This is a genomic window from Caulobacter sp. 1776 (assembly GCF_040545685.1).
Lineage (GTDB): Bacteria > Pseudomonadota > Alphaproteobacteria > Caulobacterales > Caulobacteraceae > Caulobacter.
In genome coordinates this window covers 484,252-499,101 of record NZ_JBEPMI010000006.1, presented here as the reverse complement: position 1 = coordinate 499,101, position 14,850 = coordinate 484,252, and the positions used below count along the sequence as shown (strand labels likewise).

11 protein-coding genes are annotated in these 14,850 nt (G+C 65.7%); 3 read left to right on the top strand and 8 right to left on the bottom strand.

Features of this window, described 5'->3' with window-relative positions:
- The 4 genes from ABIC66_RS18695 to rpsL all read right to left on the bottom strand — a co-directional run.
- On the bottom strand, positions 1 to 94 hold a 94-nt coding region (locus ABIC66_RS18695), incomplete at its 3' end, for a GTP-binding protein (RefSeq protein ID WP_132095103.1).
- A 134-nt stretch (positions 95 to 228) separates the two neighbouring features.
- A complete protein-coding gene (fusA, locus tag ABIC66_RS18690) occupies positions 229 to 2,307 on the bottom strand; it encodes an elongation factor G (RefSeq protein WP_354071984.1) in 2,079 nt (692 codons plus the stop codon).
- A 115-nt stretch (positions 2,308 to 2,422) separates the two neighbouring features.
- The gene (gene rpsG / locus ABIC66_RS18685; RefSeq protein WP_007661568.1) at positions 2,423 to 2,896 is read right to left on the bottom strand and encodes a 30S ribosomal protein S7; all 474 of its coding nucleotides are present in this window, start codon (positions 2,894 to 2,896) and stop codon (positions 2,423 to 2,425) included.
- A 13-nt stretch (positions 2,897 to 2,909) separates the two neighbouring features.
- Positions 2,910 to 3,281 carry a 30S ribosomal protein S12 gene (gene rpsL, locus ABIC66_RS18680; protein ID WP_004624021.1) on the bottom strand — a complete coding sequence of 124 codons (372 nt, stop codon included), beginning with the start codon at positions 3,279 to 3,281 and terminating at the stop codon, positions 2,910 to 2,912.
- Positions 3,282 to 3,701: 420 nt separating this feature from the next.
- Here rpsL and ABIC66_RS18670 point away from each other — a divergent pair, with 420 nt between their 5' ends.
- The gene (locus ABIC66_RS18670) at positions 3,702 to 4,463 is read left to right on the top strand and encodes a hypothetical protein (protein ID WP_354071981.1); all 762 of its coding nucleotides are present in this window, start codon (positions 3,702 to 3,704) and stop codon (positions 4,461 to 4,463) included.
- Here ABIC66_RS18670 and ABIC66_RS18665 read toward each other — a convergent pair.
- The gene (locus tag ABIC66_RS18665) at positions 4,460 to 4,678 is read right to left on the bottom strand and encodes a hypothetical protein (protein WP_354071979.1); all 219 of its coding nucleotides are present in this window, start codon (positions 4,676 to 4,678) and stop codon (positions 4,460 to 4,462) included. The genes ABIC66_RS18670 and ABIC66_RS18665 overlap by 4 nt on opposite strands.
- A 504-nt stretch (positions 4,679 to 5,182) precedes the next feature.
- Between ABIC66_RS18665 and ABIC66_RS18660 the strand changes: the two genes are divergently transcribed.
- Positions 5,183 to 5,386, top strand: coding sequence for a hypothetical protein (locus tag ABIC66_RS18660; protein ID WP_354071977.1), 204 nt, complete (start codon positions 5,183 to 5,185; stop codon positions 5,384 to 5,386).
- Positions 5,383 to 5,568, top strand: a complete 186-nt coding sequence (locus ABIC66_RS18655; protein WP_354071976.1) for a coiled-coil domain-containing protein — start codon at positions 5,383 to 5,385, stop codon at positions 5,566 to 5,568. Before ABIC66_RS18660 ends, ABIC66_RS18655 begins: the two co-directional genes overlap by 4 nt.
- 7 nt (positions 5,569 to 5,575) lie before the next feature.
- On the opposite strand, the gene gst is transcribed toward ABIC66_RS18655, so the two are convergent.
- From gst to rpoB, 3 genes are all read right to left on the bottom strand, one after another.
- Positions 5,576 to 6,277 carry a glutathione transferase, Atu5508 family gene (gene gst, locus ABIC66_RS18650; protein ID WP_354071975.1) on the bottom strand — a complete coding sequence of 234 codons (702 nt, stop codon included), beginning with the start codon at positions 6,275 to 6,277 and terminating at the stop codon, positions 5,576 to 5,578.
- A gap of 141 nt (positions 6,278 to 6,418) precedes the next feature.
- Positions 6,419 to 10,609, bottom strand: a complete 4,191-nt coding sequence (gene rpoC, locus ABIC66_RS18645; RefSeq protein ID WP_354071974.1) for a DNA-directed RNA polymerase subunit beta' — start codon at positions 10,607 to 10,609, stop codon at positions 6,419 to 6,421.
- 114 nt (positions 10,610 to 10,723) lie between these two features.
- Complete coding sequence (rpoB, locus tag ABIC66_RS18640; RefSeq protein ID WP_354071972.1) at positions 10,724 to 14,794, bottom strand: DNA-directed RNA polymerase subunit beta; 4,071 nt, start codon at positions 14,792 to 14,794, stop codon at positions 10,724 to 10,726.
- Between the last annotated feature and the right edge of the window lie 56 nt (positions 14,795 to 14,850).

Here is a 14,850-nt window from a genome sequence, read left to right as displayed (position 1 = left end):
TCGCGGCCGTCAACGTCGTCTTGCCGTGGTCAACGTGACCAATCGTGCCGATGTTGCAGTGCGGCTTAGTGCGTTCGAACTTTTCCTTGGCCATCTTCTTAGCTCCAGGACCCCAGAACCCTACGAAACAACGGGGGGGCCTTCATTGGTTGAACTTCTGGGGTGGTGCGAGAGAGCCCCAAAGGAGCCCTCTCTATCTCTAACCCACGCTTTTCCTTGCGGAAAAGCTTAGGCGTACTTCTTGATCACTTCGTCGGCGACGTGTTGCGGCACCGGCTCGTAGTGATCGTAGACCATGCTGAACTGGGCGCGGCCTTGCGACATGCCCCGCAGGGTGTTCACGTAGCCGAACATGTTGGCCAGCGGCACGAAGGCGTTCACCACCGTGGCGTTGCCGCGCATGTCTTGACCCTGGATCATGCCACGACGGCTGTTCAGGTCGCCGATGACCGAACCCAGGTACTCTTCCGGCGTCACGACCTCGACCTTCATGATCGGCTCGAGCAGCTTCGGATTGCCCTTCTCGCGCAGTTCCTTGAAAGCGGCGCGAGCGGCGATTTCGAAGGCCAGGACCGACGAGTCGACGTCGTGGTACTTGCCGTCCGTCAGGGTCGCCTTGAAGTCGATCAGCGGGAAGCCGGCCAGCAGGCCGTTGTCCTTGACCGATTCCAGGCCCTTCTGGACGCCCGGGATGTATTCCTTCGGCACGGCGCCGCCGACGATGGCGCTTTCGAACACGAAGCCCGAACCCGGCTCGCCCGGTTCGAACGTGATCATGACGCGGGCGAACTGGCCCGTACCGCCGGTCTGCTTCTTGTGGGTGTAGTCGATGTCGACCTTCTTACCCAGGCTTTCGCGATAGGCCACCTGCGGCGCGCCGATGTTGGCCTCGACCTTGTAGGTCCGCTTCAGGATGTCGATCTTGATGTCCAGGTGCAGCTCGCCCATGCCCTTCAGGATCGTCTGGCCCGACTCGAAGTCGGTCGAGACGGTGAAGGACGGATCCTCGGCGGCCAGCTTCTGCAGGGCGACGCCCAGCTTTTCCTGGTCGGCCTTCGACTTGGGCTCGACGGCGATCTCGATGACCGGGGCCGGGAATTCCATGCGCTCCAGGATGACCGGCGACTTCAGGGGATCGCACAGGGTGTCGCCGGTGCGGGTTTCCTTCAGGCCGGCCAGGGCGACGATGTCGCCGGCATAGGCTTCCTTGATGTCTTCGCGGTTGTTCGAGTGCATCAGCAGCATGCGGCCGACGCGCTCGCGCTTGTCGCGCGTGGCGTTCAGCAGGCCCATGCCGGTTTCCAGCTTGCCCGAATAGATGCGGCAGAAGGTCAGCGAACCGACGAACGGGTCGTCCATGATCTTGAACGCCAGAACCGACAGCGGCTCTTCGTCCGAGGCGTGACGCACGACTTCTTCTTCGGTCTTGAAGTCGATGCCCTTGGTCGGCGGGATGTCCAGCGGCGACGGCAGGTAGTCGACGACGGCGTCCAGCAGCGTCTGCACGCCCTTGTTCTTGAAGGCCGAGCCGCAGAGGATCGGATAGAAGGCGCCGGTCAGAACGGCCTTGCGCAGGCACTTCTTGATGGTGGCTTCCGAGGGCTCTTCGCCGCCCAGATAGGCTTCCATCGCCTCGTCGTCCATTTCGACGGCGTTCTCGACCAGGTAGGCGCGAGCCTCCACGGCCTTGTCCATCAGGTCGGCGGGGATTTCTTCGTCACGGAAGTTGGCGCCCAGGGCGTCGTTGTCCCAGATGACGGCCTTCATGCGGACCAGGTCGACCAGGCCCGACAGGTTCGATTCCGAGCCGATCGGGAATTGGATCGGCACGGCCTTGGCGCCCAGGCGGTCGCGGATCGACTCGACCGACTTGTCGAAGTCGGCGCCGATCTTGTCCATCTTGTTGACGAACACGATCCGCGGAACCTTGTACTTGTCGGCCTGACGCCAGACGGTCTCGGTCTGCGGCTCGACGCCGGCGTTGCCGTCCAGCACCGTCACGGCGCCGTCGAGGACGCGCAGGCTGCGCTCGACTTCGATGGTGAAGTCGACGTGCCCGGGGGTGTCGATGATGTTCAGACGCTTGCCGTTCCAGAAGGCGGTCGTCGCGGCCGACGTGATCGTGATGCCGCGCTCTTGCTCCTGCTCCATCCAGTCCATCGTGGCGGCGCCGTCGTGGACTTCGCCGATCTTGTGCGACTTACCCGTGTAATACAGGATCCGCTCGGTCGTCGTCGTCTTGCCGGCGTCGATGTGCGCCATGATGCCGAAGTTACGGTAGTCTTCGATTTTATGCTGGCGGGCCATGATCAAGCTCTGCGTGGCTGCCCTGAACTCGAGACGAGCGGCAGGGTCATTAAACGTGCGGCGCGGGCGGTTTATCGCAAACCACCCGCGCCTGAAAGAGTGCTGGTAAGAAAGCTTACCAGCGGTAGTGCGAGAACGCCCGGTTGGCTTCGGCCATCTTGTGGGTGTCTTCGCGCTTCTTCACGGCGGTGCCGCGGTTGTTCGAAGCGTCGAGCAGCTCACCAGCCAGCTTTTCGGTCATGGTGTTCTCGCCGCGCTTGCGGGCGGCGGTCACCAGCCAACGGATGGCCAGGGCGCGGCGACGGTCCGGACGGACTTCGACCGGCACCTGATAGGTGGCGCCGCCGACGCGGCGCGACCGGACTTCGATCGCCGGGGCGACGTTGTCCAGGGCGGAGTGGAAGGTCTCAAGCGGACCTTGGTCCTTGCGCTTGTTTTCCAGGATGTCGAAAGCACCATAGATGATGTTTTCGGCGACGGCTTTTTTGCCCTCGTACATCACGTAGTTCATGAACTTCGTGACGATCAGATCCCCAAACTTGGGATCCGGCAGGACTTGGCGTTTCTCGGCGCGACGGCGGCGGGACATCTTCTTCTATTCCTTACTTCGGACGCTTGGCGCCGTAGAGCGAACGACGCTGCTTACGATCCTTGACACCTTGGGTGTCGAGGACGCCGCGCAGGATGTGATAACGGACGCCGGGCAAATCCTTGACGCGGCCGCCGCGGATGAGCACCACCGAGTGCTCCTGCAGGTTGTGACCCTCGCCCGGAATGTAGCACACGGCTTCGATGCCGGTGGTCAGACGGACCTTGGCGACCTTACGCAGAGCCGAGTTCGGCTTCTTCGGGGTCGTGGTGTACACGCGGGTGCAGACGCCGCGACGTTGGGGGCAGCCCTTCAGGGCCGGCACCTTGTTCCGCACCGGCTTCGGAGAGCGCGGCTTACGGATGAGCTGGTTAATGGTAGGCATTAAGTCTCTGCTCTGATGGAAGCGTGTGCCTTTCGGCCGGGGCGCTTCAGGTCCTTGTCTTTGTTGTTCTTGGTTCAAGGCTCCGCTTGGAGACCCGATAAACACGAAACTCGCCGGGGCGCGGGAAAGCACACCGGCGGGTTCACCGTTCATGAAGAACGGAAGCTCATCAGGACGCACGCGAACGCACGCCTCGAAAAAGAGCGCGGTATGTACTCGCGAAGTCGCCCGACGTCAATCGCCTGTTCCTGCGCCGGTTAACGCGGCCTTAAGGCGATGGCGACGGCCCAGATTTCGCCACCTCGGGCTGTGCAGCTTCGCCTCTGGATAGAGTGGCTTGTTTGCGTCGCCAGCCTCGCCATGTGGGAGAGACGCGGACCGGATGCAAGCAGGGACCAAGGACGGGTGACGGCGATCGCCATGCGCGGCAGGGACAGGAAGAGACAGGCGACGATTCTCGCCGGCTCGCTGCTGCTGCACGTGGCGGTGCTGGCCTGGCTGGCCATTCCCGGCCCGCCGTTGCTGGAGCGCATCCTGCCCGACGACCTGCCGACCGTGACGGTCGACCTGGTGCGCCCGGACAAGGCCGAGGCGCCCCAGCCGCGCGCCGCGCCGGCCTCGGCGGCCGGCGCCCCCTCCCCCGTCCTGCCGTTCCAGATCCGCCAGCCCGCGCGGCCCGCCCCGGCGGGGGTTCCGACCCTGGCCGTCCCCGCCGCCGGCGTCGCCCGGCCGGGAACGGCGGTTCGCCCCGCGCCCCTGCCCGGCGAGGGCGCCGGCGACCTGCGCACGGCCCTGCGGACCAGCACCGGCTGCGTCAGCGCCGACGCCGTCGGCCTCAACCGCCGCGAACGCGAAAAGTGTGACGAGCGCTTCGGCGCCGCCAAGGCCAAGGGCGAGCCGCTGTCGGGCATGGACGCGGCCAAGCGCCAGGCCCTCGACGCCGCGGCCGCCGCCCAGGAGGCCTATCGCCGCTACCAGGAGGCTCCCATGGGCCCAGGCGTCGACCATCGCAGCAAGGATCAGCCGGGCACGATGAAGGAGATCCCGTTCGTGCTGGGGGCCGAACAGGACGGCCTGGGCCGCCCGCGCAAGTCGGTGGTGGATCAGATGCGGCGCGAGAACGACTCGGCCGACCGGGCGCGCAAGTTCCTGGAGCTGCAGAAGAAGGCGGGGCGGCCCTAGCGGCGCGCCCAGGGCCGCAGCAGCGGCAGCAGGGCGGCGAAGACCGCGCCGTACAGGCCAAGGCCGACCGGCGCGGACACCGGCGCGACGAACTGGTCCGCCAGCCAGATCAGCACCATGGCCGGCGGGACGGCGGTGGCGAGGGCTTCCAGCCAGGCGACCGGCGCGCGCGCCTGATCCGGCTCGTCCCACTTCGATAGCTGTCCGTCACCCATTTCGGTCGTCCGATGGAAAGCCTCTGTCGCCGATCTTTCTAGAGCTGGCCGACCGCGACGGGTAACGGCGTCTTCTCGGGTCCATTCGAGAAAAACTGCAGCCCTACCGCAGATAGCCCAGCACCAGCCGTGCGGCTTCGTCGACCAGGGTCTCGACCTTGCCGTCCGTCAGCGTCTCCGCCTGACGCGCGGCGAGATGCTCCTGCACGGGCCCTATCGCCGAGGCGACGCCGGGGCCGTGCCGCAGCTGAAGGGGTTGATTCCCGGCCGCCCGCCTCCGCCGCGGCGATGACCGCCTGAACCTGGTGCTCGAAGGGGGTGTCGCCCGCTTCGGGCCAAAGGAAATGATTGAACCCGCCGCGCCCGAACGCGCTATCATGGCTGGCCACGGATCGCCCCGCGCCATGCGGGATCGTCGGCCCGAAAGGACGTCATGTCCGCCCCCCAGAACCCGACCAACCCTCTCGCGCGCGTGCGCTTCCGATGACGGCCTGGAGCGCGTTGATGGCGGTCGTCGGCGTCCGCCAGGTTTCGATGCGGGAAGTCCGCGCGGAAGCCTTCTTCCTCGGCAATCGCCACAAGGGCCAGGTCGTGGAGGGCGCGCGGAAGGAATTGCGCGCGGCCGACCTCGATCCCGAGCGCGCCGCCCTGCTGCGCGCGGTCATTCGCCTGGCGCCGAGCCTCGTCACCGAAGGGCCGCCGTCATGACCGACGAGGACGCCCAGGCGATGCGGCGCGAGAACACCTACCTCAAGGCCCGCAACGCCCAGCTGCAGAACGACGTCACCAGCCTGGGCGGCCAGGTGTTGCGGATGCAGCAGGAACTGGAACGGCTGAGCGGCCGCCACACCGGACGGGTCTCGGATCCGCTGTCGGGCGGGCAGTCCTGAGGCTGGCTCAGGCGCCCAGGACCTCGCGCAGCGACGCCTCGATCTGGCCGCCGCAATAGGTCTCGCCGTAATCTTCCCGCGCCTTGGCGGCGAGCTCGACCAGGGGCGGGAGGGCCGCGACGCGGCGCACCAGGGCGGCCGTCATCGGCGCGGCCTCGTCGAGGATGGCGCCGATCGCGTCGAAGCGCTCGGTCAGGCTCGACCACAGGGTGGCGGTCACCACGTCCGCGACACCCGGCGCCGCGCCGCCCAGCAGGAAGCCGGCGTCCGCCGCCAGGCCGTGGCGACGCCCGGTCTCCTCCCAGAACGACATCCATTTCCGCAGGCGCGGGACGAATTCGCGCCAGCGCTTTTCCGTCCACATCTCGCGGCCGCCATCCAGGGTGATCTCGTCGATCACGTCATTGGCGTCGTTGACGATCTTCAGGGTCAGGGCGCGCAGGGCGGGGGTGGCCGGCAGCAGGTCCAGCGTCTCGCCCAGATAGAGGATGACCGCCGGCATCTGGGCGATGGCGACGTCGGCCTCGCGGTCGATCAGCATCGGCGGGCCCATGAACGGGACCGGCATGTCCTTCACCGGTCCGCCCATCAGCTTGGCGATCGCCGCGTCGCCGGCCTCCGTCCATGAGCGGCCGGCATGGGCCAGGACCGCGCGGACGAACTGGCCGCGAAAGGGCGCGGACCAGTAGTAGAGCTCGTAGTCGGACATGAGTGGGTTCCGGTGTTGGCGTCCCTCGTCAACGCCTCCCGACCGTCGGCGTTCAGAGACCCTTCTCCCGCGAGGGGAGAGGGAAAACAAAAAGGCCCGGGATCGCTCCCGGGCCTTTCCGTTCGTTCTAAGCCGCGAGGCCTATTCGCTATCGGCGAGCGCGATCTCGGCCGGCAGCGGCTCCATCGCTTCTTCGCGCTGCTGGGCCAGCTGCTCGTCGCGCTTGGCGGCGACGCGCTGCAGGCTGCGCAGATAGGAACCCGTACCGGCGGGGATCAGGCGACCCACGATGACGTTTTCCTTCAGGCCTTCCAGGGTGTCGGTCTTGCCGTGCACCGAGGCTTCGGTCAGGACGCGGGTCGTTTCCTGGAACGACGCGGCCGAGATGAAGCTCTTGGTCTGCAGCGAGGCCTTGGTGATGCCCAGCAGCACCGGCTGGGTCACAGCCGGACGGCCGCCGCGGGCGATCGCCTTGTCCTGTTCCTTGTCGAACTCCGGCTTGTCCAGGTGGTCACCCTTGATCAGGCCGGTGTCGCCGGGCTCGAGGATCTCGACCTTCTGCAGCATCTGACGAACGATCGTCTCGATGTGCTTGTCGTTGATCGGCACGCCCTGCAGTCGATAGACCTCCTGGATCTCGTCGACGAGGAAGTTCGCCAGGGCCTCGACGCCCAGGATGCGCAGGATGTCGTGCGGATCCGGGTTGCCGTCGATGATGTACTCGCCCTTGGTGATGTAGTCCCCGTCGTGGACGGCGATGTGCTTGCCCTTCGGGATCAGGAACTCGACCGCTTCGGGCTGGTTGCCATCGGCGTCGACGTCCGGCGTGATCTTGATCCGGCGCTTGTTCTTGTAATCCTTGCCGAATTCGACACGGCCGTCCATTTCCGCGATGACCGCGCAGTCCTTCGGACGGCGGGCTTCGAAGAGTTCGGCGACGCGCGGCAGACCACCGGTGATGTCCCGGGTCTTGGCGCCTTCCGTCGGGATCCGCGCGATCACTTCACCCGGCTTCACCTCTTCGCCGTCGGCGACCGAGAGAATGGCGCCGGCCGACAGGAGGTAGCGAGCCTCGCCGCCGTTCGACAGGCGCTTGTACGAGCCGTCTTCCGACAGCACGCCCATGGCCGGACGCAGGTCCGAACCGCGGGCCGACGTACGCCAGTCGGCGATGACGCGCTGGGCGATGCCGGTCGCCTCGTCGACTTCCTCGCGGACGGAGATGCCGTCCACCAGGTCCTCGGCGCGGATCTTGCCGGCCACTTCGGTGATGATCGGGGTGGTGTACGGGTCCCAGTCGGCGAGGCGTTGGCCGCGCTTCACGGTGTCGCCGTCCTTGATCTTCAGACGGGCGCCGTACGGCGGCTTGTAGGTCTCGCGCTCCTTGCCGTCGACCAGCACGCTGACCGAGGTGTTGCGGCTCATGATCACCAGAGCGCCGTCGGCGCCGGTGACCGTGGGGCCCAACACGCGGACCGTACCGTCGTTGCTGGCTTCGAAGAACGACTGCTCGGCCACCTGGGCGGTGCCGCCGATGTGGAACGTGCGCATCGTCAGCTGCGTGCCGGGCTCACCGATCGATTGAGCGGCGATGACGCCGACCGCTTCGCCGATGTTCACCGGGGTGCCGCGGGCCAGGTCGCGACCATAGCAGGCGCCGCAGACGCCGACCTTGGCTTCGCAGGTCAGGACCGAGCGGACCTTCACCGACTGCACCACGGCCGCCTCGATGGCGTCGGCGATGTTCTCGTCGATATAGGTGTCGGCCGGAACGACCAGCTCGCCGGTGCCCGGATCCTTGACGTCCTCGGCCGTGAAGCGGCCCAGGACGCGCAGGCCCAGCGAGACCAGCACGTCGCCGCCTTCGACGACGGCGCGCAGGGTGATGCCCCGCGTGGTGCCGCAGTCTTCCTCGACGATGATGCAGTCCTGGGCGACGTCGACCAGACGACGGGTCAGATAGCCCGAGTTGGCGGTCTTCAGCGCGGTGTCCGCCAGGCCCTTACGAGCGCCGTGGGTCGAGTTGAAGTACTCCTGAACGGTCAGGCCTTCCTTGAAGTTCGAGACGATCGGGGTCTCGATGATCTCGCCGGAGGGCTTGGCCATCAGGCCGCGCATGCCGCCCAGCTGCTTCATCTGGGCTTGCGAACCACGGGCGCCGGAGTGGGCCATCATGTAGATGGCGTTGATTTCCTTCTCGCGGCCGTTCTCGTCCTTATGCTTCATCTGAAGCTCGGCCATCATTTCGTCGGCGACGCGGTCCGTCGCCTTGGCCCAGGCGTCGACGACCTTGTTGTACTTCTCGCCCTTGGTGATCAGGCCGTCGGCGTACTGTTGCTCGTACTCCTCGGCCAGCTTGCGGGTTTCATCGACGATCACGGTCTTGCGAGCCGGGATGATGATGTCGTCCTTGCCGAACGAGATGCCCGCCTTGGCGGCTTCCTTGAAGCCCAGGCCCATGACCTTGTCGGCGAAGATGACCGTCGCCTTCTGACCGCAGTGGCGGTAGACGATGTCGATCAGATTGCCGATTTCCTTCTTGGTCAGCGCCTTTTCGATCAGGCGGTGGCCGATCTGCGGGTGATGCGGCAGCAGGGCGGCGATCTTCATCCGGCCCGGCGTGGTGTCGATCACCTTGCGCAGCAGTTGACCGTCCGGGGTCATCTCGGTGTGGCGCGCCTTGATCTTGGCGTGCAGCGAGACGACGCCGGCGTCCATGGCGGCTTCGATTTCACCCAGGTCGGCGAAGATCTTGCCTTCACCCGGCTCACCCTCGCGGGCGACCGACAGGTAGTACAGGCCCAGGACGATGTCCTGCGACGGCACGATGATCGGGCGACCGTTGGCGGGCGACAGGATGTTGTTGGTCGACATCATCAGGACGCGCGCTTCCAGCTGAGCTTCCAGGCTCAGCGGGACGTGCACGGCCATCTGGTCGCCGTCGAAGTCGGCGTTGAACGCGGCGCAGACCAGCGGGTGCAGCTGGATGGCCTTGCCCTCGATCAGCTTCGGCTCGAACGCCTGGATGCCCAGACGGTGCAGGGTCGGGGCGCGGTTCAGCAGCACCGGGTGCTCGCGGATCACCTCTTCGAGGATGTCCCATACCTGCGGCTGCTCGCGCTCGACCATGCGCTTGGACTGCTTGACGGTGCCCGACAGGCCCTTGGCGTCCAGGCGCGCGTAGATGAACGGCTTGAACAGCTCCAGCGCCATCTTCTTGGGCAGGCCGCACTCGTGCAGCTTCAGCTCGGGACCGACCACGATGACCGAACGGCCCGAATAGTCGACGCGCTTGCCCAGCAGGTTCTGGCGGAAGCGGCCCTGCTTGCCCTTCAGCATGTCGGCCAGCGACTTCAGCGGGCGCTTGTTGGCGCCCGTGATCACGCGACCGCGACGGCCGTTGTCGAACAGGGCGTCGACCGACTCCTGCAGCATCCGCTTTTCGTTGCGGATGATGATGTCGGGGGCGCGCAGCTCGATCAGGCGCTTCAGGCGGTTGTTACGGTTGATGACCCGGCGATACAGGTCGTTCAGGTCCGAGGTCGCGAAGCGGCCGCCGTCCAGCGGCACCAGCGGACGCAGTTCCGGCGGGATGACCGGAACGACCGTCAGCACCATCCACTCGGGACGGTTGCCCGACTCCTGGAAGGCTTCCAGGATCTTCAGGCGCTTCGAATACTTCTTCTGCTTCATGTCCGACACGGTGCCGGCCAGTTCCTCGCGCAGACGCTCGGCCTCTTTCTCGAGGTCGATGGCCTTAAGCAGGTTTTGGACGGCCTCGGCGCCGATCTCGGCGGTGAAGCTGTCGTCGCCGTACTCTTCCTGGGCGCGCATGTAGTCGTCTTCCGACAGCAGCTGGTGCTGCTTCAGCGGGGTCAGGCCCGGCTCGGTGACGATGTAGTATTCGAAGTACAGGACGCGCTCGATGTCCTTCAGCGGCATGTCGAGCATCATGGCGATGCGCGACGGCAGCGACTTCAGGAACCAGATGTGGGCAACCGGCGAGGCCAGTTCGATGTGGCCCATGCGCTCGCGACGGACGCGGGCCAGGGTGACTTCGACACCGCACTTTTCGCAGATGATGCCCTTGTACTTCATGCGCTTGTACTTGCCGCACAGGCATTCGTAGTCCTTGGTCGGGCCAAAGATACGGGCGCAGAACAGGCCGTCACGCTCGGGCTTGAACGTGCGGTAGTTGATGGTCTCGGGCTTCTTGATCTCGCCGAACGACCACGAGCGGATCTTTTCCGGCGAGGCCAGCGAGATACGGATCTGGTCGAAGGTCGGAGCGGCCTGGACCGGATTGAAGATGTTCAGGACTTCCTGGTTCATCTTGGTTCCTTCTGCGGGGACTGCCCGCGAAAATTCATAGAGTCAGAGAGCGGCAATCGGGGCCGCCCTCGCCCAATCCCATCAGGGAAAGAGTGGCGAGGGCGGTGATCCGGATCAGCTGTTCTCCAGCTCGACGTTCAGGCCGAGCGAGCGCATTTCCTTGACCAGCACGTTGAAGCTTTCCGGGATGCCGGCTTCGAACGTGTCGTCGCCGCGGACGATCGACTCGTAGACCTTGGTCCGGCCGGCCACGTCGTCGGACTTCACCGTCAGCATTTCCTGCAGGGTGTAGGCCGCGCCGTAGGCTTCCAGAGCCCACACTTCCATTTCCCCGAAGCGCTGACCGCCGAACTGGGCCTTGCCACCCAGCGGCTGTTGCGTGACGAGCGAGTACGGACCGATCGAACGGGCGTGGATCTTGTCGTCGACCAGGTGGTGCAGCTTCAGCATGTAGATGTAGCCGACCGTGACCGGACGCTTGAACTGCTCGCCGGTCAGGCCGTCGAACAGGATCGACTGACCCGACTTGTTGACGCCGGCCATTTCGAGGTGACCCTCGATGTCGTCCATGCGCGCGCCGTCGAACACCGGGGTGGCGATCGGAACGCCCTTGCCCAGGTTCTTGGCCAGCTCGATCAGCTCTTCTTCCGTTTCCGGCAGCTCTTCGTCCGGGCCGTAGATGTCACGCAGGCGATCGATCAGGGCCTGCTTCTGACCGCCGTGCTGCCAGTCTTCCAGCAGGTTGGTGATCTGCTTGCCGAGGTTGGCGCAGGCCCAGCCCAGGTGGGTCTCGAAGATCTGACCGACGTTCATGCGCGAAGGCACGCCCAGCGGGTTCAGAACGACGTCGACGTGCGTCCCGTCGGCGAGGAACGGCATGTCCTCGATCGGCAGGATGCGCGAGATGACGCCCTTGTTGCCGTGACGGCCGGCCATCTTGTCGCCCGGCTGCAGCTTGCGCTTCACGGCCACGAAGACCTTGACCATCTTCATGACGCCCGGAGGCAGTTCGTCGCCGCGCTGCAGCTTGTCGACCTTGTCTTCGAAACGACGGTCGAGGCGCTTGCGGTTCTCGTCGAACAGGCGGCGCAGGCTTTCCAGTTCGCCCATCGCCTTTTCGTCTTCCAGGGCGATCTGCCACCACAGGCCCGAGGCGACCTGAGCCAGGCCGTCGGCGGTGATCTCGCCGCGCGACAGGCCCTTGGGACCCGACAGCGCGACCTTGCCGATCAGCAGTTCCTTCAGGCGGCCCGAGATGTTGCGGTTCAGGATCGCGAACTCGTCGTCGCGGTCCTTGCCCAGACGGTCGATCTCGGCGCGTTCGATGGCCAGGGCGCGTTCGTCCTTGTCGACGCCGTGACGGTTGAACACGCGCACGTCGACGATCGTGCCGGCGACGCCCGGGGGCAGGCGCAGGCTGGTGTCGCGGACGTCCGAGGCCTTTTCACCGAAGATGGCGCGCAGCAGCTTTTCTTCCGGCGTCATCGGGCTTTCGCCCTTCGGCGTGACCTTGCCGACCAGGATGTCGCCCGGCTGGACCTCGGCGCCGATCGCCACGATGCCGGCTTCGTCGAGGTTGCGCAGGGCTTCCTCGCCGACGTTCGGGATGTCGCGGGTGATTTCTTCCGGGCCGAGCTTGGTGTCGCGGGCCATGACTTCGAATTCCTCGATGTGGATCGAGGTGAAGACGTCGTCGCGAACGATGCGCTCGGAGATCAGGATCGAGTCTTCGAAGTTGTAGCCGTTCCAGGGCATGAACGCGACCAGCGCGTTGCGGCCCAGGGCCAGTTCGCCCAGCTCGGTCGACGGGCCGTCGGCGATGATGTCGCCGGCGTGGATCCGGTCGCCCACCTTCACCAGCGGGCGCTGGTTGATGCAGGTCGACTGGTTCGAGCGCTGGAACTTCGACATCCGGTAGATGTCGACGCCCGAGCGGGCCGCGTCGGTCTCTTCGGTGGCGCGGATGACGATACGCGTACCGTCGATCTGCTCGACCACGCCGGTGCGCTTGGCGATGACCACGGCGCCCGAGTCGCGGGCGACGACGGCTTCCATGCCGGTGCCGACCAGCGGGGCGTCGGACTGCACCAGCGGCACGGCCTGACGTTGCATGTTCGAGCCCATCAGGGCGCGGTTGGCGTCATCGTTTTCGAGGAACGGGATCAGGGCGGCGGCCACCGACACGACTTGGCGCGGCGACACGTCCATCAGGTCGACCGTCTCCTTTTGCAGGAGCGTCGGTTCGCCGTTGATGCGGCCCGGGACCAGGTCTTCCAGGATCTCGCCGTCGACCACCTTGATGTTCGACTGGGCGATGACGTGCTTGGATTCCTCCATCGCCGACATGTAGACGACTTCGTCCTGCGGCTTGCCGTCCTTCACGCGACGGTACGGGCTCTCGATGAAGCCGTACTTGTTCACGCGGGCGTGGGTCGCCAGGCTGTTGATCAGACCGATGTTCGGGCCTTCCGGCGTTTCGATCGGGCAGATCCGGCCGTAGTGGGTCGGGTGAACGTCGCGGACTTCGAAGCCGGCGCGCTCACGGGTCAGACCGCCCGGGCCGAGGGCCGAGAGACGACGCTTGTGGGTGATTTCCGACAGCGGGTTCGTCTGGTCCATGAATTGCGACAGCTGCGAGGAGCCGAAGAATTCACGCACGGCGGCGGCGGCCGGCTTGGCGTTGATCAGGTCGTGCGGCATGACCGTGTCGATATCGACCGAGCTCATGCGTTCCTTGATAGCGCGCTCCATGCGCAGCAGGCCGACGCGGTACTGGTTTTCCAGCAGCTCGCCCACCGAGCGGACGCGACGGTTGCCCAGGTTGTCGATGTCGTCGATTTCGCCGCGGCCGTCGCGCAGGCCCACCAGGACCTTCAGGACCGCCAGGACGTCGTCCTTGCGCAGGATGCGGACCTCGTCCGACACCTCTTGCTCGAGACGCATGTTCATCTTCACGCGGCCCACCGACGACAGGTCGTAGCGCTCGGCGTCGAAGAACAGCGACTTGAACATCGCCTCGGCGGCTTCGACGGTCGGCGGCTCGCCCGGACGCATGACGCGATAGATGTCGAACAGCGCGTCCTCGCGGACGGCGTTCTTGTCCACGCGCAGGGTGTTGCGCATGTAGGCGCCGACCGTGACGTGGTCGATGTCCAGCACGTCAATGGTGCTGAAGCCTTGGTCGGCCAGGGCCTGGATCGCCGGAACGTCCAGCTCGTCGCCGGCTTCCGAATAGATCTCGCCGGTCTGGAAGTTGACGGCGTCACGGGCCAGGTAGCGGCCGGTCAGGGCTTCCGGGGCCAGCAGCAGGGTCTTCAGACCCGCGTCGGCGAACTTCTTGGCCTGACGAGCGGTGATCTTGGTGCCGGCCGGGGCGATCTCCTCGCCGGTGTCGGCGTCGACCAGCGGGAACTCCGGCTTCACGCCGCGCCAGCGCTCGGGCTTGTACGGGGTGGCCCAGCCGCCTTCGCGCTTCTCGAACGGGACGACGTCGTAGAACGTGGTCAGGATCTCTTCGCCGTCCATGCCCAGGGCATAGAGGAAGGTCGTGGCCGGCAGCTTGCGGCGGCGGTCGATGCGGACGTAGACGATATCCTTGGCGTCGAACTCGAAGTCCAGCCACGAGCCGCGGTACGGGATGACGCGGGCGGCGAACAGCAGCTTGCCCGAGGCGTGGGTCTTGCCCTTGTCGTGGTCGAAGAACACGCCCGGCGAACGGTGCATCTGCGAGACGATGACGCGCTCGGTGCCGTTGACAATGAAGGTGCCCTTGTCCGTCATGAGCGGGATGTCGCCCATGTAGACGTCCTGCTCCTTGATGTCCTTGACCGAGCGGGCGCCGGTTTCTTCTTCCGTCTCGAACACGATCAGGCGAAGCTTGACCTTCAGCGGCGCCGCGAAGGTCATGTCGCGCTGGATGCATTCCTCGACGTCGTACTTGGGCTCCTCGAACTCGTACGAGACGTACTCAAGCACGGCGCGTTCGTTGAAGTCCTTGATCGGGAACACCGACTTGAAGACCGCCTCGACGCCCTCGTCGCGGCGTTGGCCCGGACGGACCTCGCGCTGCAGGAACTGTTCGTAGGAGGAGCGCTGAACCTCGATCAGGTTCGGCATCTGCACAGCTTCGGGGATGCGGCCGAACGACTTCCGGATCCGCTTCTTGCCGGTGAAGGATTGCGCCATGTTTTTTCCCTGGGCGCGGATAGAGTCCGCGCGTGAATTCGTTTGTCCTTAGCGTC